19 protein-coding genes are annotated in these 21,112 nt (G+C 56.1%); 8 read left to right on the top strand and 11 right to left on the bottom strand.

Annotated features, from left to right (window positions below; translation table 11 throughout):
• Window position 1: 1 nt before the first annotated feature.
• The 5 genes from pcaH to dctP form a co-directional block, all read right to left on the bottom strand.
• On the bottom strand, window positions 2-724 hold the full coding sequence (pcaH, locus tag K5Q35_RS15795) for a protocatechuate 3,4-dioxygenase subunit beta (RefSeq protein WP_220800249.1): 723 nt from the start codon (window positions 722-724) through the stop codon (window positions 2-4).
• Complete coding sequence (gene pcaC, locus K5Q35_RS15790; protein ID WP_011569852.1) at window positions 721-1,104, bottom strand: 4-carboxymuconolactone decarboxylase; 384 nt, start codon at window positions 1,102-1,104, stop codon at window positions 721-723. Before pcaC ends, pcaH begins: the two co-directional genes overlap by 4 nt.
• Window positions 1,105-1,234: 130 nt before the next feature.
• Entirely contained in the window at window positions 1,235-2,590 is a 1,356-nt protein-coding gene (locus K5Q35_RS15785; protein WP_013960641.1) for a TRAP transporter large permease subunit, read from the bottom strand.
• Window positions 2,591-2,593: 3 nt separating this feature from the next.
• Window positions 2,594-3,904: a TRAP transporter small permease subunit gene (locus tag K5Q35_RS15780; RefSeq protein ID WP_013960642.1), complete on the bottom strand. Its 1,311-nt coding sequence runs from the start codon at window positions 3,902-3,904 to the stop codon at window positions 2,594-2,596.
• Window positions 3,905-3,995: 91 nt separating this feature from the next.
• The gene (dctP, locus tag K5Q35_RS15775) at window positions 3,996-5,096 is read right to left on the bottom strand and encodes a TRAP transporter substrate-binding protein DctP (RefSeq protein WP_220800248.1); all 1,101 of its coding nucleotides are present in this window, start codon (window positions 5,094-5,096) and stop codon (window positions 3,996-3,998) included.
• A gap of 372 nt (window positions 5,097-5,468) precedes the next feature.
• On the opposite strand from dctP, the gene K5Q35_RS15770 reads away from it, so the two are divergent.
• The 6 genes from K5Q35_RS15770 (at window position 5,469) to K5Q35_RS15745 (ending at window position 10,856) form a co-directional block, all read left to right on the top strand.
• The gene (locus K5Q35_RS15770; protein WP_220800247.1) at window positions 5,469-5,885 is read left to right on the top strand and encodes a universal stress protein; all 417 of its coding nucleotides are present in this window, start codon (window positions 5,469-5,471) and stop codon (window positions 5,883-5,885) included.
• 350 nt (window positions 5,886-6,235) lie between these two features.
• Complete coding sequence (locus tag K5Q35_RS15765; RefSeq protein WP_245538114.1) at window positions 6,236-7,108, top strand: alpha/beta hydrolase; 873 nt, start codon at window positions 6,236-6,238, stop codon at window positions 7,106-7,108.
• Window positions 7,109-7,478: 370 nt separating this feature from the next.
• Window positions 7,479-8,564 (top strand): hypothetical protein, encoded by a 1,086-nt coding sequence (locus tag K5Q35_RS15760; RefSeq protein WP_259650558.1) that lies wholly within the window; start codon window positions 7,479-7,481, stop codon window positions 8,562-8,564.
• The gene (locus K5Q35_RS15755; RefSeq protein ID WP_220800245.1) at window positions 8,561-8,917 is read left to right on the top strand and encodes a replication factor A protein 3-like protein; all 357 of its coding nucleotides are present in this window, start codon (window positions 8,561-8,563) and stop codon (window positions 8,915-8,917) included. The genes K5Q35_RS15760 and K5Q35_RS15755 overlap by 4 nt, the downstream gene beginning before the upstream one ends.
• 116 nt (window positions 8,918-9,033) lie before the next feature.
• Complete coding sequence (locus tag K5Q35_RS15750; protein WP_220800244.1) at window positions 9,034-10,020, top strand: TIM barrel protein; 987 nt, start codon at window positions 9,034-9,036, stop codon at window positions 10,018-10,020.
• A complete protein-coding gene (locus K5Q35_RS15745) occupies window positions 10,017-10,856 on the top strand; it encodes a PfkB family carbohydrate kinase (RefSeq protein WP_220800243.1) in 840 nt (279 codons plus the stop codon). The genes K5Q35_RS15750 and K5Q35_RS15745 overlap by 4 nt, the downstream gene beginning before the upstream one ends.
• Here K5Q35_RS15745 and K5Q35_RS15740 read toward each other — a convergent pair.
• Window positions 10,841-11,626: an amidohydrolase gene (locus tag K5Q35_RS15740; RefSeq protein ID WP_259650557.1), complete on the bottom strand. Its 786-nt coding sequence runs from the start codon at window positions 11,624-11,626 to the stop codon at window positions 10,841-10,843. The two genes, K5Q35_RS15745 and K5Q35_RS15740, sit on opposite strands and share 16 nt — an antisense overlap.
• Before the next feature lie 64 nt (window positions 11,627-11,690).
• Window positions 11,691-12,719 carry an aldo/keto reductase gene (locus K5Q35_RS15735; protein ID WP_220800241.1) on the bottom strand — a complete coding sequence of 343 codons (1,029 nt, stop codon included), beginning with the start codon at window positions 12,717-12,719 and terminating at the stop codon, window positions 11,691-11,693.
• Window positions 12,720-12,997: 278 nt separating this feature from the next.
• On the opposite strand from K5Q35_RS15735, the gene K5Q35_RS15730 reads away from it, so the two are divergent.
• On the top strand, window positions 12,998-14,485 hold the full coding sequence (locus K5Q35_RS15730) for an FGGY-family carbohydrate kinase (RefSeq protein WP_220800240.1): 1,488 nt from the start codon (window positions 12,998-13,000) through the stop codon (window positions 14,483-14,485).
• Window positions 14,486-14,860: 375 nt separating this feature from the next.
• Here K5Q35_RS15730 and K5Q35_RS15725 read toward each other — a convergent pair whose 3' ends face one another.
• From K5Q35_RS15725 to K5Q35_RS15710, 4 genes are all read right to left on the bottom strand, one after another.
• Entirely contained in the window at window positions 14,861-16,276 is a 1,416-nt protein-coding gene (locus K5Q35_RS15725) for a calcium-binding protein (RefSeq protein WP_220800239.1), read from the bottom strand.
• Window positions 16,277-17,107, bottom strand: a complete 831-nt coding sequence (locus tag K5Q35_RS15720) for a hypothetical protein (protein WP_220800238.1) — start codon at window positions 17,105-17,107, stop codon at window positions 16,277-16,279.
• Window positions 17,108-17,555: 448 nt separating this feature from the next.
• Entirely contained in the window at window positions 17,556-18,470 is a 915-nt protein-coding gene (locus K5Q35_RS15715; protein WP_220800237.1) for a carbohydrate ABC transporter permease, read from the bottom strand.
• Window positions 18,467-19,570, bottom strand: coding sequence for a carbohydrate ABC transporter permease (locus K5Q35_RS15710; RefSeq protein ID WP_013960659.1), 1,104 nt, complete (start codon window positions 19,568-19,570; stop codon window positions 18,467-18,469). Before K5Q35_RS15710 ends, K5Q35_RS15715 begins: the two co-directional genes overlap by 4 nt.
• Window positions 19,571-19,797: 227 nt before the next feature.
• Here K5Q35_RS15710 and K5Q35_RS15705 point away from each other — a divergent pair, with 227 nt between their 5' ends.
• A complete protein-coding gene (locus K5Q35_RS15705) occupies window positions 19,798-21,084 on the top strand; it encodes a hypothetical protein (protein WP_220800236.1) in 1,287 nt (428 codons plus the stop codon).
• Window positions 21,085-21,112: the final 28 nt, after the last annotated feature.

The raw sequence follows: 21,112 nt of genomic DNA, 5'->3' as shown, positions 1-21,112 counted from the left end.
GTCAATTCCCCTCGGGCCGGTTCTCAAAGGGGGTGGAACGTGCCCCGCGCAGGACGATGTCAAAGCGATAGGCGATACTGTCAAACGGTTCGCTCCTCTCCATGTCCAGCGGGGCAACCAACAGCTCTTTGGCGCGCTGGTCGGGAACCGCCTGATAGATCGGGCAAAGCTTCAGCAGCGGGTCGCCTTCAAAATACATCTGTGTTATCAGGCGTTGTGCAAATGCGGTGCCAAAGACCGAGAAATGGATATGCGCAGGGCGCCAGCTATTGGGACCGTTTGGCCAAGGGTAGGCGCCCGGTTTGATCGTGTGAAACCGAAAGGCACCGTCCTGATCGGTGAGGGCTCTGCCACAACCGCCAAAATTCGGATCCAGCGGTGCGAAATAGCTGTCGTTCGCATGACGATAGCGCCCGCTGGCATTGGCCTGCCAGATTTCGACCAGCGTATGTGGGACGGGTCGCGCCTGTTCATCCAGAACGCGCCCATGCACGATGATCCGCTCGCCTATCGGGAGGCCTGTGGTTTTGTGGTTTTGCAGCAGATCACTGTCGCTCACCGTGATCTGCGCCGGGCCGAATGTGGGGCCTGACAGCTCGCTTATGGTCGGGTCCATCGCGATGAGAGGTTGCGCAGGCGCACGCAACCGGCTGGTTTTATAGGCCGGTGCAAGGGCGGGCGGATGTACCTGCCAGTTTCTGGGGGGCAGCGCGCGTTTGCTCATTCACCTGCATCTTCCATTTCCGCATAGGTCTGCTTGGCCAGTTTGATCGCGCGGTTTGCGGCGGGCACCCCGGCATAGATCGCCACATGCTGAAAGGCTTCCATCACATCCTGCGGGCTGGCACCTGTACGCGCGGTGGCCCTTATGTGCATCGGGATTTCATCAAAATTTCTGGTGGCGGCAAGCAAGGCAAGCGTCAGCATGGAGCGTTCGCGCAGGCTGATGCCGTCGCTGGCCCAGACCGTGCCCCATGCCGCTTCGGTGATCAGTGTCTGAAACGGCGTCTCAATCGGGTGCCGCTCGGCCTCTGTCTTGTCGACATGCGCGTCTCCGAGAACGGCGCGCCTTATGGACATGCCATCTTCAAACCGATCGCTCATTGGTGCCTCCCTCGTCTGTTTGCCACAGGCAGGGTGTCAAATATTGCGCCCTTTGAATAGAGGCCTTTATGCCCTGTTGTCGCCTCAAGCAAAAACGGCGACCCGTGGGGCCGCCGTTTTGTCGAATTCTTTATCCGTAGACCAGATTGGGTAGCCAAGTGATCACCTGCGGAAAGAACATGCAGATCACGAGGGCCACGATTTGCAGCGCAAGGAAGGGCAGTGCTGCCTTGAAGATATCCGTCATCGGGATTTCGGGCGGTGCCACGCCGCGCAGGTAGAACAGCGCATAGCCAAAGGGCGGCGACAGGAACGACATCTGCATGTTGACCAGATAAAGCACCCCAAACCACAGCACCAGATCGTTCGGATCGGTCATGCCAAAAGGCTCCGGCCCCATGGCTTTGATGATCGGCACAAAGATCGGCACGCACAAAAGCAGGATGCCGACCCAGTCAAGGAACATGCCCAGAACGACCAGCACGATCATCATGATGATCAGGATGCCCCATGGCCCAAAACCGGTGGCGGCAAGGCTGTCCTGCACGAATTGCTGGCCACCTTCGAGCACGTAAAGACCAACGAAAATGGTCGCACCAAACATGATCCAGATGACCATTGCGCTGGCTTTCAGCGTGGTCAGGCAGGCCTCGCGGACCGTTGGCCAAGTCAGCTTGCGGTGGATGGCCGCGACGATAAACGCGCCAAACGTCCCGATGCCTGCCGCCTCAACCGGTGTCGCGACGCCGGAAAAGATCACACCCAGCACCACGGCGATCAAGGCAATTGGCGCGGACATTTTACCGATCAGACGGATCTTTTCCTGCGTTGATATCCGCTCTTCGATGGGAATGGGCGGGCCAAGGGTTGGATTGATCGCGCTGCGCAGCAGAACATACAGAATGTACATGCCCGACAGCATCAGACCGGGAATGACGGCCCCGATAAACAATTCCCCAACGGATTGTTCCGCCACAACCGCATAGATGATCGCGAGGATGGAGGGCGGGATCAGGATGCCCAGCGTACCCCCGGCCATGATCGAACCCATGGCAATCTTGGGGTCATAGCCACGTTTCAACATAGCGGGCAAGGCGATGATACCCATGGTCACCACGGCGGCACCGATCACGCCGACCATCGCAGCAAGCACAGTAGAGGCGATGATCGTTGCGGCAGCCAGACCCCCGCGCACCCCGCCCAGCACCTTATAGATCACATCGAACATATCGTTGATGATCCCCGCCCGCTCAAGCATGGCGGCCATAAAGATAAACAGCGGAATGGCCGATAACTGGTAGTTCGTCATCAGCGGAAAGATGCGGCTTGGAACGATGTTGAGCGATTGTGCGTCCCCAAGGATAAAGAGGAAGACACAGGCCAGACCACCGGTCACAAAGGCCAACGGCAAGCCTGCCATCAAAAGCGCCAACAGGCTGCCGAACATGATGAGCGTTAGAAGCTCAATTCCGATTTCAATGCCCATTTTTTATGCCCCTCTTGCGACTGCGCGCACGTCTTTTGCCAGCTTTGAGACGCCTTGCAGCACCAATAGCAGGCCGCCAATCACCATGACCCATTTCATTGGCCAAAGCGGGACTTCCCATTCGTTAAAGCTGATCTCGCCCCAGCGGATCGCAGGGTCTGTGAACTGCGCCATATTGAAGGTGGCCAGCATTTCGGTGGTCGGAATTTCACCGCGCGCCCATGAGGACAGCACCCCGTTACCGGAGGGGACGGCGATTGCATCCATCGCAAAGATGTAGCTGGTCACCAGCAGCGTCCCGGCGAAAATGAAGAAAAAGACAGACGTCAACAGATCGACCCACGCCTTGGATTTCTTTTTCAACGGCGCGTAAAAGATGTCGACCCTTACGTGGGTCTCGGTCAGCATCGCATAAGACCCTGCAATCAGATATTGCATGCCGAACATCAGATACATCGCCTCATGCGCCCAGTTGGTGGGCGAATTAAAGACGTAGCGCGCGATCACCTCGTAGTAATAGACAAAGACCGCGATCACCGCCCAATACGAGACAAACTCCCCACAAAAGAGCGAAAGACGGTCGATCCAGTTCTTGCCCCATTCGCGGTCGTCTTTTGGGCCTTCTTCTATTGCGGCATTTGCCAGCGCTCGTTCGAGCTCCGTCATCTCTTCGGGCTCAATCGCGGCATTTGCGCGTCTGACCATCCCGGGCAACATCAGCGCGTCGATCACCAGAAAGGCCAGAATGGTGTAGAGCGCGTATTTGGCAGCATTCGTCCAGAAAAGCCGCGCCTGCGTCGCAATTTCCAGTCGGTCACCAACGGCATCAAGGGCCTGTTGTGCCTCTTCAATGCGCTCGGAACTCGTCTCGACACCGCCAGTCGCGCGGTCCAGCCTGCGTTGCGCGGATTTCTCGGCGAATGACCCTTCCTCCGCCTCCGACAACGCGGTGGTAAATGTGATGACATCCTCGCGGGCCTTTTCCAACCTTGGCGTTTCGCGGTCTATCATCCGCTCGGCACTGCGCACCTCATTTGTAACATTTGACAGGGCGTTGCGCGCCGTCTGTTCCTGTCCATTTGAATAGAGAATGAACAAGAATACCGGCAAATACAGAAATCCGAGCATGCTTTTGAGGTAAAAGCGGTGCAGCCCGATGATGCCACCCGTCACAAGGATCATATATCCAAGTGCGGAGGAATATTCACGATCAGCGGGCTGGGGGCGACGGGCCAATGCCATGGCAATAAGTGGAAAGGCGATCAGGCCAACCAGATAGAGCCAGTGTGGCAGCGTAAAGCTTAGACTGGGCATGTCTTTGTCCTGTTGAGAAAGGGATGTCTCGCACGGACAGCCCGACAGAACGCCGGGCCGTCACATTGATTTGGTCAGTAACTGACCCCGATCAGAGGTTCAGCGTCAGACCTTCGATCTGCTCTGCCGTCACATACCCCAAAGAGCCGGACATCATGTAATCGAGCTGGATTTTGAACACGCGTGCCGCGTCCTTGTCGCGGTTGGCGTAGTCGAACCAGATCGGAACGGCCACTTCGGTCATCAGTTCGACATCGTCTTGGCTAAGGCGGTTGATCTCTGTGCCGTCTGCCTCAAACTTGGCCCAAGCTTCCTGATCCGCTTGCTGGATCGCGGCATGGTGCATGTCGGAATAGACGTGCGTCTCCATCTCGACAAACTGCTGCATTCGGGGCGTCAGGGCATCCCATGCGGCTTGGCCAACGGTGATGTCCATCAGGTCAACCGGCTGATAAAGCGACATAAAGCCTGGAGGGCCCATGGAGATGTACTTTGTCACCTGGCTGAAGCCAAGCGCGTAGTTCACCGCAGGTCCGACAAAGTCGGCCGCATCAATCGTGCCTTTTTCCAGCGCCGGGAAGATTTCAGAGCCTGGCAGAACGGTTGTTTCGGCACCGATTTCGCTGAACACTTCGGCGACCATACCACCGGGCATGCGCATTTTCAAACCGGCAAAATCGTCGATGGAGCGGATCGGCACCTTGGAGTGGATGATGTTGGGGCCGTGGTGGACCGGGCCGATAAACTTCATGCCCTGTGCGGCGTAAAGTTCGCGGGCAATCTCCAGACCGCCGAGGCTGTAAAAGAAGACGTCCCATTCATGTGGGTTGCGCAGCCCAAGTGGATAGCTGGTGAGGAAGGTCGCAGCAGGGATGATGCCTTGCGCGTAGATCGTGAACGGGTTTACCGCGTCAAGAACGCCGTTTTTCACCGCGTCATAGAGCTGGAAGTCCCCAACCACGTCGTTGGCGCCAAAAGCGGTAAAAGAAAGCTCGCCCCCGGTTTTCTCTTCGATGGAACTGCACCAGTCTTTAAAGGTCGCAAGGCCAATCCCGCCTGTGTGTGACGTCTGGATTTTCCAGGTTGTTCCTTCACCGGCTGCAGTTGCAATATGCGGTGCGGCCAAGGTTGCGGCACCAGCACCGGCAAGAGTGCGCAGCGCGTTCCGGCGGCTTGTTGTTTTGATGGTCATATCGTCCTCCCTATTTGGATCGGCAAAAGGCACGGGTGTGCTTTGGCCCTGATCTCGACCGAGGATTTAGTACTTTTTGTCGCAATTGGTAAGAAGTTTTTTCCAGTTTGGCCGCTAACAGTCAAAACTACCCTGTTTTTCAAGCGAATTGAGGGGGCAGTCACCCGGCCAAAAGTCCGTTTGATATTTCGACGGTCTAGCCAAAGGGAGGTTGAATCAGTGGATAAAACCCCCGTTTCGAATCACTTTCACTGAGATTTGTCGGGTGCGCGGACATGGATGGGGCAAAACGGGGCCGGGCTTGACTTAAAGCAAAGACGCCAAGCCGAAATCCTGTTCTGGTCGCGGTGAGCATGAATGATCGGAGGACCTATGTTTCAGTCAATAGTCGTCGCTGTGGATGGGTCGGACGCCGCGACCCGTGGTGTGGACGCCGCGTGCAAGTTGTCCGAAGCCTTTGGCGGCGAAGTCCACCTGATACACGCTTTGGAAAACAAGGCAGTGGACAAATCCGACCACGTAAAGCTGGCATCGGGCGGCAGCGGGCTCACCTCAGATGTCATAAAATCGGCAATGGCCCGTGCGCAAAGCGCTGGCATCACGCCCTCCAGTGCTACAGTCGCGGAAGGGGACGCGTTTGATGAAATCATGATGATCGTCGACCTTTACAGCGCTGATCTCGTCATCACCGGGCGACGTGGTCTTGGCACGTTCAGCGGCATGTTTGCAGGTAGCACCTCGCAACAAATCGCCAAACACGCAAGTTGCGCGTTTTTATCCATCAAATAGAAAAGCGGCGAGGGCGACCCTCACAGCTTCTCACCCATGTTGAAACAATGCATCTGGGCGGCCTTTTGAATTGTCGGGCGGGTGAAAAGTGACGCTCATGTTGCGGTCCGATGGGGCGCGCATTTTGCAATGGCGAAATCCGCCCGACGCCGCACGACTATGCCAAGTGACAGAGACATTCTTATTTGTTAAGCTGCCCGTATTACGTGCAACGAATTTTAAATTTCCAGATTTCAGATGGGAGTGACGCAATGTTATTCGTAACCAATCGATTTCCAAAGCAAAGCATACGATCCCGCAAGGGTAGAAAATTCAACTTCGATCTCAGAAACAATGCGCCAAGCAATTCCGTGTTTTTCTGCGAAATGGGCGATGATGAGGATCACACAGAAATTGGCAGCGCAGAGTTTCTTCTCAGGTTGAAGCAGTCCGAATACCGGCAAGTCCTGTTGTTTGTGCATGGCTTTAACAATCTTCCGGAAGACGTGTTTCGGATGGCAGGCGAACTGCAAGAACTTTGTGATCAGAAAAAGAAAAAAGAATCGCTGGTGGTGCCGATCATATGGCCCTGCGACAACGACCTTGGGATTGTTGATGACTATTGGGACGATCAAAAATCAGCGGACCAAAGCGGCTATTCCTTTGCTCGCGTTCTGGAAAAGTTTTTGGAATGGCGAAACTCGGATGCAAATGAACCCGACGTGGCACCCTGCCTGAAACGCATCAACATGCTGGCGCATTCCATGGGCAACCGTGTCTTGCGCCAGACCCTTGTTGAATGGGACAGATACGATCTGGCATCCGGCGTACCGCTGTTGTTTCGCAACACCTTTCTCGTTGCCGCAGACGTCGTGAATGAAACACTCCAAGAAGGAAATTCTGGTGAATTGATCAGCCATGCGTCGCGAAATGTGGTCGTTTATTATGCCTCTGATGATCTTGCGTTGCGCGCCAGCAAAGCGGCAAACCTCAGAAACAAGGTGGCATCTCGCCGGTTGGGCCATACCGGGCCCGAGGATATGAAAAAGACCCCGCGTAACGTATTTCAGGTCGATTGCGATGACATCAATACGGCGTATGACATGCCGACGGGCCACAATTATTTCCGCTATGCCAAACAAGACGGCAATCCGGGCGTGGTTTTTGAACACATCTTTCAGTGCGTCGAAAACGGTCGGGTCTTTCCCGATGATCCGGACCAGCGATCGATCATATTGACGTAGGAACGGATTGCCCATGGCCTGCCACAAGCGGCGTAAGACGTTGTGACACCTGCCCACGGGTTGTGTTTTGGGTGAGGCGGACACCAGATGGGTGCACGTAGTACGGATCGTACAGTTCCGCGCAGATTTCCGCCACTTGGGTGCAAAAGCTGCGCAGAAGTAGCCAATGAAAGAGGCCGTTTGCCATGATTACTTGTGGCAGGGGCCATGGTATACTATAATTTCCCGTATGAGGTGTGCCGCTCAGCCGATTGAGAAACGTCAGAGGTTCGCGAACAACCCCTCGCGGCATGTCCGACAGGCTGGACGCGGTTTGCAGGCGAAAGCGGATCAGAGTGCATCTGTAAATCGCCTCTCGGCGCTGCAACGTATGGCAGACAGCGGCGCTGGTGTGACACCGGTTTTGCAGGCTTATGCTGCGACATCTGCAGACCCGCCGCCCCAATGGCGTCTTAGTGATTCGCGAAAGTCGGCTGTCCCGCAGGACAAGAGCGGTGGGGGCGCGTCGCTTTATGCCACGCCAGAAATCATCAAGGATGGGGATGACAAGTTGCTCGCGGCCTCCTCAGCCATCGGCCTGACCCAAACGACTGATTTGATGGAGCTGGAAGGAAACGATATTTATCGGGTCGCACCATATCTGCGTGATACGGCGATTGCGGATGTCGACCATGACCGAACGAAAAAGCTCAAAGAAATCAACGCGGGTGATAAGGCAGACGATATGGGCGTCACCGATGATGATATTCTGGCCATGTGGACCGATTGCGGCAAGGTGGCCCGCACGGTCATGGGAGTGGAGGGTACACGGTCCAGCCCGAAGGCGACGACCGAAATTGGTGACAGCAAAGCCTCGGGCAATCCTGAGGCCTACTCCAAAGAGATGTTTCCAAAGGCAATTAAGGCGTTCTTCGGGACCGACGCCAGTGAGGGCTTTTTGACCAAAGGGGTGCACTACCGCTCAATCGGTCCTTTTTTCTGGTTCATCAAGCCGCGCAGCGCAAAGTCAGCGCGGCGGATGTATCACGCGCTTGGAGAAGAGGGCCGCACGGCGTTTGACAAGCACGTCGGTATCAACCGCTATGCAAACCCGGACATTGGGAGTGCGTATACGATGGTGACCGAAGGCGATATGCCGGGGTTTAAATCAAGTGGTCATACGTGGAATTTCCATTGGGCGGGCGTTGTGGCCAAAGATGGGGCTGACAATGTGACACTGGAAAGCTACGCGGTCAGTGCAGCAAGTCGGATCAAGACTGCTAAGGAAACGATGTCGGGCAAGGAACTGAAGGACGAGATCGCAAGATTGCGGAAATGGGCTGCTGAGTTTGTAGATAGAAGTTGGGCGTTCCAGATGTATGGTACTGAGGCTGAAGCTGGCAAAACGTTCCATGATGAGCATCTTGCCACCGGTACGCACGGCAATCGCGCCACGACATTCAACGCCAAGTCATGAGTGATGCGCCACCGATCATAAACGCATCTGACCTCAAGAGGAATGCAGGACAGATCGTGCGTGTTGCAGGTGAATACCGGCCAGAATTCAACCCTCGGCACAGAACATTGGTGGAAGACGCAAATGGCAACCTGACCGCAGCGGGATGTGTTGTCTTGCTTGCGCTTGCGGATGGCACATTCGTTGATCTGTTCGACCGACCCGAAGATGAAGGCCGGACGCTTCACGGCAAAGCTGTGGTGGTGACCGGCACGCTTTGTGCGCCCGACACGAACACCGGTGATGCGTCAGTGGCGCAGGCAGCGCCTCTATTTCACATGATCGGTATCAGCAGTATCGCATTGGCAGAATGACTGCGCACACGTTTGATCCAGCGTTTTGAGCGCTGACCGGATGGTCTTGCTGCTGCGATAAGCATCCTTTCAAAATGGAAATTGCCAGTCTTTGTCAGACTGACTAAGGTTCAGTCATGAAACAAGAAAACACACCCCTGTTTGCTGCAAGGCTCAATGCATTCAAAATCGGTGCCGAGGCCTATTGGCCGGGGAAAAATAAGGTCACAACCGCTGATCTGCTGGTGCGCGCGGCAACGGCAGGGCTCACGGCGGCGGATCTGAATTACCCGGATCATTTTGCAAACGACACGCCTGCCCAGCTTTCGGATGCTTTGCAGGACAGTGGTATGGTGCTCAACGGCATGGCCATGCGGTATTATACGGATCCGGGGTATAAACTGGGGGCCTTCACGCATCCTGATGCCAGCGTCCGGCGCGCGGCGATTGACGAAACCAAGCGCGGGCTTGACGTGCTGGCGGATATGGGCGGGCGTTTGATGACGCTTTGGATGGGGCAGGATGGCTTCGACTATTCGTTCCAGATGGACTATGCCCGCGCGTGGGAAAACACGATCGCGGCGATCACTGAGGTTGCGGATCACAACCCGGACCTTGATATCGCGTTGGAATATAAACCCAATGAGCCGCGCGCCTTTGCCCTGATGCCCGATGCGGCCACGACCCTTCTCGCGCTCAAGGAGATTGACCGGCCCAATACCGGTGTCACCCTTGATTTTGCCCATGTGCTTTATGCCGATGAGATGCCCGCCTTTGCCGCCGCCCTCGTGGCGCGTCATTCGCGCATCCTCGGTGTGCATCTTAATGATGGCTACGGCAAATGGGACAACGGGCTGATGGTGGGTGCCGTGCATCCCGTGCAGACCATTGAACTGCTCGTGGAACTGACGCGTGCAGGATATAATGGCGCGATCTATTTCGATACGTTCCCGGACCATTCCGGCCTTGATCCTGTCGCAGAGGCGCGCACCAATATCGACGTGGTGAACCGTCTGCGCGCGATTGCGCAGGGCCTCGCCGGGGACGCTGATCTTCAAGCGGCCATCGCCCGACAGGATGCGCCCTTGTCCATGCGTCTGGTACAGGCGGCCATGCTGAAATGACCATTCTGGTGGTCGGTGCGCTGCATCTTGATGTGGTCGTTCGCGCTGCGCACATACCTGCTCTTGATGAAACGCTTGCGGGGTCAGGCGTGGATTATGTTTTTGGTGGCAAGGGGGGCAATCAGGCGCTGGCCGCGGCCCGTTTGGGTGGAACCGTTCACTTTGCCGGCCGGGCGGGCAGCGATGCCTTTGGCGACGTTCTGCGCGCGCGTCTTGCGGCAAGTCCATTGGATATCAGCCAATTGCAGCGCGATCCCGGCCCAAGTGGCATGAGCAGTGCCATCGTGAATGATGCCGGAGAGTATGGTGCGGTGATTGTCTCTGCCGCCAACCTTGCCATTGACGCAGACCAGATCGAAATCCCGCCAGACACATCCCTTGTGCTGCTCCAGAATGAAATCCCGCACGAGGTTAATCTGGCAATCGCACAAAGGGCGCAGGCCGCAGGGGCGACTGTCTGGTTGAATGCCGCACCGGCCAGAGCGCTCTCAGATGATATGCTGGCCTGTGTCGATCTGTTGATCGTCAACCGGGTTGAGGCGGCATTTTATGCTGACCTGACGCAGAAAGCAGATGTTCTCACCACGCTGGGTGGGGAGGGAGTGACCTATGACGGGTCCACCTATCCGGCCTGGGATGTTGCCGTCGCGTCCACCCATGGCGCTGGGGACATGTTTGTCGGGGCCTTGGCCGCATTCGTTTCCCAAGGGGCCAGCATGAACGAGGCCTTGCCGCGCGCGCAGGCTGCCGCCGCATGGCTGGTTGCGACGCCAGTGGCAAAGCGTGACGATGATCACGCGCTGCACGCCTTTCTGGACGCTCAACTCAACCGGTAAAACCGCGCGGCTGATCCCCCAAAAACCGCCGCCTTTTCGTCTGCACTCAAACCTCTTGTGAGCGTTTGCGCAGCTGCGTACCAAACGTCGTATTCAGCCAGCAGACGGCACACCGGCCAGTCAGACCCCCACATCACGCGATCCGGGCCAAACACCTCAAGCACATGGGCAGTAAAGGGGGCCAGATCCTCGACCTGCCAAGCGTCATCTGCCTCTGTCACCAAGCCTGACATCTTGCACATGCCGCTGGTTTCCTGCGCCAGTCGGCGCATGCCCTCGGCCCATGCCGGAAAAATGTCCTTGCCTGCACGCTGGTCCCTGATCTGTGGTTTCATCGCGTGATCATAGACGACCCTGAGGGCTGGATAGCGTTGTGCAATCGTCAGAAAATTCGGGATATGTTGCGCAAACCCGAGCGCATCAAAGGTCAGATCCAGATCAATCAGCGCAGCGTAAGCCCATTGCACATCCTCCCGCAGCATCCAGTCGACATCCGGGATATCCTGAATCATCGGGCGTACACCCAGAAACTTTGGATGCTGCGCCCAGCTTTCCAGATGTTTCAGATGGGACGGGTCCTCGAAATCAATCCAGCCGACGACGCCTTTGACAAAGGGCGACGCATCCGCAAGGCCCAGCATGTATTCGGTTTCATGCAGCGTCGCGGCGGCCTGAACCAGAACCGTGCCGTCGATATCATGGGCCGCCAGTATCTGCGCCAGATCATGCGGCGCATAAGCGCGGTTCAGGGTTGCATTGTCTTGTGGCATCCAGTGGTAATCACCTCGCACAGGCTGCCAGAAATGCTGATGTGCGTCGATTTTCATACCAACGTCAGACCGGTGCATCTTCGCGCATCAGGCCTTTTGACTTGAGGTCCGCCCAAAGGGCCGCAGGGATTTCGGCCTGTGCCGCCTCTAGGTTGGCCCGCATTTCGCCCACGCCCTGACCCCCGGGAATGACGGCCACATGAGCCGGGTGCAAAAGCGGGAACTGGAAAGCGGCATCCACCATGCGCACACCATGCTCCCTGCACACAGCCTCGATTGCGTTCACCCGGTCCATGATTTCCTGAGGTGCCGGATCGTAATTGTAAAACGCGCCGGGCTTGGCACCTGTGGCCAATATGCCAGAATTATAGGGCCCGCCCGTGACAATGCCGATCCCACGGCTATCACAAAGCGGTAGAAAGCTGTCCAGCGCTTTTTGTTCCAGCAACGTGTAGCGCCCGGCTAACAGAAAGAGGTCAAAATCACCCCGCTCAGCCAGTGTTTGGCAGACTTCCCATTCATTCACACCGCCGCCGATGGCGCGGATCAACCCCTGATCACGCAGCGAGATCATCGCATCATAGCCCCGCCCGCCAAAGAACTCTTCGATCCGCATGTCGGAGGCTTCTTTCGAGCCATGCGAAAAGACACACAGATCATGCACATAGAGAATATCAATGCGATCAACCCCAAGGCGCGAGAACGAATGCTCGAACGAACGCATCACGCCGTCATAGGTATAATCGTATTGTTCGCGCCGTTGCGGGACGTCAAACCATTTGCCAATCCCTGACCGGTAGGGGGCATCGCAGGCCTGCATAAGCCGCCCCACCTTGGTCGACAGCACGTATTCATCCCGTGGTTTGTCGCGCAGGAAAGGATTGAGCCGCGTCTCCGACAGGCCCAGCCCATAAAGTGGTGCCGTGTCAAAATAGCGAACGCCCCCCTGCCATGCGGCATCCAGCGTGGCGCGCGCGTCCTCGTCGCTGATGGCGCGGTAAAGGTTGCCCAGAGGGGCGGTGCCGAACCCGAGTTCCGTAAATGTCAGCCCGCCATTGCCAAGTCTGTCCCAATGCCGCGTTTTCAATGCCATGTTGGTCTTCTCCCTGATGTTGGTGCGAGCATAGACCGATTTGCCATCGCAAGACCAGATCACCGCGCGGGCCTTCTGTCGACTATGGAACGCGGCGCAACTGGTCGGCCTTGCTGCGTTTTTGTTGTGCACAGGTTGGTAAGGCGTTCTATCTGCCCTATACACAGCGGCACCTGCGACGTGCATTGATTTGGCAGGTTTGGTTTCAGATTTTGGGGGCGCGTCCCGTTTGATGGGAAATCGTCAACTCAAACGGCGACAAGGGAAGAGAGAACGTGATGGCCTACACGCTCGGCATTGACATCGGCACATATGAAACCAAGGGCGTTCTGGTGGATGAAACGGGCCACATTCACGCGCAGGCGGCGCGGGGCCACAAGATGCTTGTGCCGCAACCGGGCTGGGCGGAACACCGTCCGGAAGAAGACTGGTGGGGCGATTTCGTCCATGTGTGCCGGACCATACTGAGCGACAGCGGGATAGATCCCGCCGATATCAAGGCCGTCGCCTGCAGCGCGATTGGCCCCTGCATGCTGCCGGTGGATGCCCGAGGCACGCCGCTGATGAACGGTGTGCTTTACGGTGTGGACGGGCGGGCCGAAGCGGAGGTGCGTGAACTCACCGAGCGCATCGGCGAAGACACGATCATCGCGCGCTGCGGCAATGCGCTGACATCGCAATCGGTCGGGCCCAAGATCCTCTGGCTGAAACGACAACGCCCCGAGATTTACGCAAACACTGCCCATATCCTGACATCGACCAGTTTTTTGGTGCAACGCCTCACGGGTGAGGTGGTGATTGATCATTTCACAGCGGCGAGTTTCTCACCGCTTTATGATGTCGTGACGCAGGGCTGGGTCGATGATCTTGCGCCGGATATTCTGCCACTGGACAAGCTGCCGCGGCTTTTGTGGTCCAACGAAATCGCCGGGACCATCACTGAGGCGGCGGCAGCGGCGACCGGGCTTGCGGCTGGCACGCCTGTCACGGCGGGCACCATTGATGCGGCGGTAGAGGCGTTCTCGGTAGGTGTCGATCAACCGGGTGACATGATGATGATGTATGGCTCGACCATTTTCATTGTCCTGCGCACCGCTGGTCGGACCCCTGATCCGCGCATCTGGTATGCGCCTTGGCTTTTTGAAGGCGCGCATACCGCGATGGCGGGCCTTGCGACCTCGGGGACGCTGACACATTGGTTCCGCGATCAGTTTGCGCGTGATCTTGCGGTAGATGCTGCATTCCCGACGCTGGCTGAGGAAGCGGCCACCAGCCCACCCGGTGCGAATGGGCTCTTGATGTTGCCCTACTTCTCCGGAGAGCGGACCCCGATCCACGACATGAATGCGAAAGGTGCGTTCTTTGGGTTGAACCTGACCCATACGCGCGGCGACATGTATCGCGCGCTGATCGAGGGGATCGCCTATGGCACGCGGCATGTGACGGACACCTTTGCCGAAACAGGTCAAAGCCCGACCCGCCTGCTTGCTGTTGGAGGTGGCACGAAAAACCGCCTTTGGCTGCAGGCCACGTCGGATATTACCGGGATTGATCAGATGGTTTGCGAAAAAACGTCCGGCGCGGCTTATGGTGATGCGTTCCTTGCCGCTTTGGCAATTGGCGCAGTCGATCGCGCGCATATCACAGACTGGAACCCGGTGCAGGAGACCGTGCGAGCCACCCCGGACCCGATCTATGAAAAGCACTACGCCCTGTTCCGCCGTCTCTATGAGCAGACCAAGGATATCGCGAAAGAGATGGGATGAAGTCCGCTGTGCGGGACAAACCCGACCTTGGGTTTTTCCTTCTCGCTGACGCAGCATCCGCTCGTAGCCGTGGCCATAAATACGTTATGACGTAGCATGTTGTCGCTAGAGCAGTCGTTCAAAGCGTGTTTGAACCTCGCAGATTGACAGTAGTTTCGTATGTTCGTTCACTTAATCGGCCCTGCTGAGTGATGTCGAAGCGATTTGCTCTGCTTGGGCAGCGCAATGCCCGGGGAAAAAATCGTTTGTGTGTGTGTGGTCTTATTGTCGACGATTTGGCCAGCAGGTCGATCCATCGGCTCAGGGGCATTACCCCGCAGAAGCAATAGCCGGACAAAGCGGTCAAACCCCTTCTTAGAGGGATCATCATCGCTCTCACAAAAACAAATCCCCTGCCGTGAAATCTGTCGCGTCGGTGCCAGGACCGTCGTTGATGCGGAGCTCCGTGTCGATGATGCCGTCGCCGTTGACCTCGCCGTAAAGCCGGGTCTGACCACCGAACTCCTGCACCCAGAGCGCCCCTGCGCCGAAGCTCAGGCCCACGGCTGAGGTGACAGCACCCAGGAAGGTGAAGGCCTGGTCGCCGACCACGTTCGTGTTCGCGTCGATTCCTGCCACATCGATGGTATCGCCTCCTCCCGCGCCCGCACCGTCAAAGCCCGAGATCGTGTCGGCGTACCCAAAGGCCGACTCCGAGATCGCGTTGAATTCGAAAACATCGAAGCCTGTGCCGCCATCCATGACGTCGATACCCGCACCACCAATGAGCGTGTCGCCAGAGTTGCCGCCAAAGAGCGTGTCATCATTCGAGCCGCCGAGCATTTGATCCGCGCCGGTCTGGCCGAACAGCGTGTCGGCGCCGTCCTCGCCGAAAACTTGGTCCGCACCGCCGTTGCCCATGAGCGCATCATCGCCCGCGCCGCCGCGCACGATGTCGTCGCCCTCTCCGCCGAACACAGTATCGTTCCCGTCACCGCCGTCGAGCTCGTCATTGCCGCTTGCCCCCCGTAGCCGGTCATCCCCCGCGCCGCCGTCGATGTCGTCATCGCCCTGTCGGCCAAAGACCTTGTCATCGCCTTCACCACCAGAAATCGTGTCGTCGCCCTCTCCACCATTCAAGCGATCGTTGCCTTCATCACCGTACAGAGAGTCGTTACCGATCCCACCCCGCAACACGTCATCTCCCGCTCTACCGTAAACGATGCTATCTTTTTCGCCCGAATTAACATGCTCTGACGTTTCGTCTCCTAGCCAAACATCTGCCGCATCACTGACGACGTTCATTTGAACGAACCGAGTTAGATCTGTAATGGGTCGCGAACCATCCAAGCTGAGTACATTGATCCAATCGTCTTCAACTAGAGCGAATAAACCCAAATTTCCTTCGAGATCAATTGCACTGGCATAAAACGTTCCGCCGAGAAACCCATGTAAAGAGAACTTTCCGGTCGGAAGTTCAAGTATCCTAGTTTCCCCATTTTCAACTACATAAATTAGGTCAGCGCTATCATCTGTTCGAATACCTTGGTAGGTTTGCGTATCAAAATCGATGACCACCGATGGCAACGGCAGTTTTTCCTTTCCAAACGTCGATGCAATACTTGCATGTCCATCGGGTGTTAAACGAATAAGGCCCTTGTACAGTGTGGTAAACGATCCCGTGTCGATACGTGCGGACTCCGTGTAAAAGTAGACATTCCCATCGTAAACGATGGGCCAAAGTGGCAGGACGTACTGATAGGTAAGCTCGAAGGATGAGGGCGCAGCGACTTCGAAACCATCTGCGGTCACCTAGTACAAATTGTTGCCCGCTTGACCATGACCTCCAACGTAAACCTCCCCGTCAAAAACCATCGCAGGGCGCGCACCAAAGATGGAGTTTTCCGAGTCAGACATTGTTAGATATGTCCAAACCCCGTCGACCAATTCCCAAAGGCCTGATACGCTTTCGCTGGAATCCGGAGTCCATCCTCTGATATCAGCAAACACCCGACCATTTGCTGTCCACTGATTCCAAGCGCTTATATACGTCGGATGCATGGGTATATCGAACGAATTCAGAAACGTCGCTGAGTCCGTTCTGAAGTCGTAATGGTAACTATGGAAGGACTGCAAAAAGCCCGGATTGCTCTTATAACTGAAAATAAAACCGTCATCGTGAGGGTAGGCCTGTTTGAAGCCGGTAATCTCTTCAACTCCTGGAATTTCGTCAGAAAGCCTGCTGGTTGAGCCATCTGTGAATAGAAAAGTCGGGACCCGATCGCCTCCGCCTTCGAGCGCCAAAATCCTGCCATCATCTTCAAAGCCCGGCACGATCGTGTCTAAGTCAAAAAAGTAGGATGCGGACCCATGCGTAATCTCAGAAAAAAGGGACAGCGCACCATCGTCGTTGAAATGATACAGCTCGTAACCAACGGCGTCACCTTCCACTCCATGAGGTCTACCCGACACCATGATTTCCCCGAAGACTTCGGTTACAATAGAATATGGTGTAAAGGTCGATCCGGTCGCAGTACGAACCTCTTTCAGGCCGCCTTCTTCGCTGTCAAACCCAAACAGTGTTTGGCCTGCTTCGGATCCAAACGCACCGAAGCATATCCCACCTAGCCCTTTGATCCACATAAATTTTTTTACCTAATAGCTTCATTAATTATTTCATTCTATGCGGCGCGATGAAAATGTAAATTTTTTCTGATCGCAAATTAACTAATGTTCATTTTGTAGATAATCCGCAAAGATCGGAAAACAGCGCCTGACGATGCGCCCGATCGGGGTGATAGCTTGTTCCGAGAACCGCCCCGCTGAGATCGATCAGAACCCATACGTTTCTACCGTCGGCGCAAAGCTCCGTTTTTGGCCTTATAGCGAAAGCGGGCGCTTGGGGGATGTCGGCTTCGTCCGCGACCTGATCCTTAACTCCCAAGGTTACGCTATGCGCAGGACGAATGGCAATTTTTCCGCTGCATAGCGGCGTCAGCAACCGCGCACCTGCAGCACTTCTTCTGCTGCGCGCGCGCAGCAAGATCAGAGCAATGACCGGCACGGGCTCAGAACCGACATTGTGCCGCGTTTATTTCACCGCCCCGGCTGCCATGCCCTTGATGATGTATTTCTCCAGAAACACAGCGACGATTATCAACGGAAAGATCGCAGCGGTCGACAGGGCGGCCATGGACCACCAGTTGATGCCTTGCGATCCGGTCTGAGAGGCCACCATCACCGGCAGCGTCGTTGAGTTCGTGGCCGTCAGAAGGGCGGCAAAGAAATATTCGTTCCAGCACAGCACGAGGCTGAGGATAAAGGCGGCGACCATGCCGGGCAGGGCGATGGGCAGGACGATCTGCATGAATGCGCCCCAGATGCCAAGCCCGTCGACCAATGCTGCTTCTTCCAGTTCCACGGGGATGCCCTGAAACTGGTCGCGCATGATCCAGATGACAATCGGCAGCACCATCAGCGTATACAGCAGGATCAGACCGATGCGGCTGTCCAGCAGGTCCAGCGAGCGGTACAGCACCAGAAACGGCAGTGCCAGAACCACCGGGGGCAGGATCATCTGGCTGAGGAAAAAGAACGAGATGTCGGAATTGCGCATGAATCCAAAGCGGTAGTTGAACCGCGACAGGCCATAGGCCGCCAGTGACCCAAGCACCACCGCGAGGGTGGAGGCGGAGATGGCGACGATGGCGCTGTTCCAGAAGCGTTTGAAGAACTCTTCGCGCACGGTGGAAACCTCGCCGATGAGGCGGGGCGACAAGCCTAAGCTTTCCCAGCCGCGCCATTTCGGTACGAAGTCGACCCATGGGATCATATTGCCCTTCATCACGTCTGGCGCGAGCTTGAAAGACGTGGTGATCGTCCAGAAAATCGGGAACAGACAGACAAAGGCCCATGTGATCAGGGCGGCATAAATGGCAATGCGGCTGGCCCACCATTTCGTCGGCATGCGCTGGTCGCCCTCGTGATCTTTGAAAACCGCGCTCATGCAGGACGCTCCATCCAGCGGCTCACGAGTTTCAGCATGAGCGTTACGAAAATGACGATCAGGACGAGATAGACCATCGCCAGTAAGGTCCCGTAGCCCACGTTCGAGCGGTCCCGGTATTCGCGGAATATGAAACTTGTCACGCTGTCGGTTGCCCCGCCGGGTCCGCCAGATGTCACGTTGATGATGATATCGGCGAGCTTGAGTTTGAAGATAATGCGGATCACCACGGCTGTGACCGATACGGGCAGCATCAGGGGGAATATTACTTCGCGAAAGCTTTGCCAGCCGGATGCGCCATCGACTTTCGAGGCCTCTATGATTTCACGCGGCAGGGCCTGCAGACCAGCCAGCAGCATGATCATCATGAAGGGAATAAACGTCCATGCGTCCATGGCCATGATCATGAAGCGGGCGATCTCCGGGGTGCCAAAAAAGCTCGGTTCAATGCCCATTTCGCGCAACACGCGTGAGATCGGGCCAAAGCGGACCTCCAGCATGGATTTTCCGATCATCCACGACACGGCCACAGGGCTCAGCATCAGCGGCAGTAAAAACACCACACGGAAGAACTTGCGCGCCCTGATCTGCGCGTTCAACAGCAGGGCCAGACCAAAGGCGATGACGTATTCCACACTGACCGCCAGCACGTAATAGACCATGTTTTTCAACGCGTTCCAGTAAAACGTATCATTCCACATCTCGCGCATGTTGTCCCAGCCGTTGGGCTGCGGTCCATTGGGCGAGGCGAGGTTCCAGTCGGTAAACGATATATAAAGCGCAAAGAGCAGCGGAAAGACCACAAGGCTGATCACAAACAGGGCGGCGGGCAGCACGAAAAGCGTGCGTTTGCCCTTTTCACCATTCACGATCACCTGAGCGGCACAAAGCGCCGTGGCCCAGAGCATATAGGCATAAAGCACGGGTCGCCACGTGTCGAAACCACTCGTCACGCGCCCGGTGTCAAAGGCCATTTGCCAGGCGGCCAGTGCTAAAAACAGCCCGGCGGATCCCCATACCAGTGCTTTGCCAACCCGCCTGCGCGTGTCGGAAATTGCGTCCGCCGTAACGGTGTGGAGAAGGTCGCCTTCGTTCGTCATACCGGGACGTTAGCGAGGAAGTTGCTGACTGTTAAGGCGTAAAATAAACCTGAAGCTTTTGGGGTGCCTCGGTTCGAAAGACCCTCGGTTCTATCTTCCAAGAAAATATGCCCACGCCGACGGTCAACCGTAAAAGATTTCTTCAGACGGATTAGCTTCGGTAAAAATGCGAAAGGCTGTTACGGTCAGCGCAGGGCAAATTTTTGGCCCATTGAGGGAAGAGTAGAATGATCAGAAGTCTTTACACTAAAGTGTTTTTTACCGCAGTTGGATTGTTTCTCATTGGCGTTGGCGCGCCGTCGCCTGCCGTCGCGCAATCAGGGGGGTGGGTATCGTGCGGCGATGCAGGCGGTTGGTGCGTGATCAACACAACTGATCCCGTGCGTCTTCGTTACGGCAGCGGCGAGGACTGGACTATTACGACGGCAGGCGTGGGACGGGATGGCGGACTTATTCCCTGCAATAACAGCTTGGGCGACGTCAAACCCGGCGCAAAGACCTGCGAATACCAGATATTGACGGGGATGGACCAGTATGTCGCCGAGAATACCTATAAATGCGGCACAGAAGGGACAAATTGCTTTGTAAATGGCGGCAAGGACCGACCCTATTACATGAAGTATGGGACGGACGATGCGTGGATCATGGTTCCTGTGGCCCCCAATGCACAGGGGAATGTCGCATGCAGCATACACACCTTTGGATATGATCCGGTCCCAAACGCCCATAAGCACTGTGAAGCAGGCATTGAGTATTCTGACATTACCGGTTGGGAAATCTGCTCTGGCGGCGAAAGGCCCTGCACGACCGACAAATCTGTTGTTCAGTTGGTGCGCTATGGTCAAGGCAACGATGGCAGCAACCATACGTATCGCGAGGTCGCTGCCAACAAGGTAAATTGTGGGCTGGACACATTTGTTGTGGACCCGATGAACAACGTTGTAAAATCATGCTATGTCGCGACAGTCCCGGATGACTCACTCGAAATTATTTCTGTCAAAGGTCAGTGGAAGCAGATCATAGGGCATAATGACAAGATGGCTTTTAAAACGGCTATTGGCGTTACTGGAAGCCGAGCGGACACAAAGACGTCGGAGTGGAACCTTTCGGTCACGACCGCCATTGAAGCTGAAGCAAACGCGCTCTTCGCAAAGCAAACGACCTCTTTATCCTTCACGGCGTCGGGTGGAGAGTCGCGTTCATTGACCGAGGCACTGGAACAATCGACTCTTCAGGAGTTATCGGTTTCCTGCACAGCCAGGAACGGTGAAGTGAACGTCGGGTTATTTCAATGGACATATGAAGTGGAGGAAAACTGCGCGGTTTCCGGCACCTGTGCCAGCTCCTCAAGTATCCAAACACGCGATACATGGTGCGTGTTCCATCCGAATATTTCTCTGATTAAGTTTCGGCCTGTCTGTCGCCCGGGCTGCTGTGCAAACAGGAATTGCACGACCTGTATGACTGAGCCTGAAGCCTGCACGGTCATGATCAATCCGCAATTCGCCGACTAACCCGGTGACATTAATTTGAGAGTGAGTG

It is taken from the genome of Roseobacter sp. OBYS 0001 (genome assembly GCF_019654895.1).
Classification (GTDB): Bacteria; Pseudomonadota; Alphaproteobacteria; order Rhodobacterales; family Rhodobacteraceae; genus Roseobacter; species Roseobacter litoralis.
This window is presented reverse-complemented; position numbering and strand designations above follow the sequence as displayed.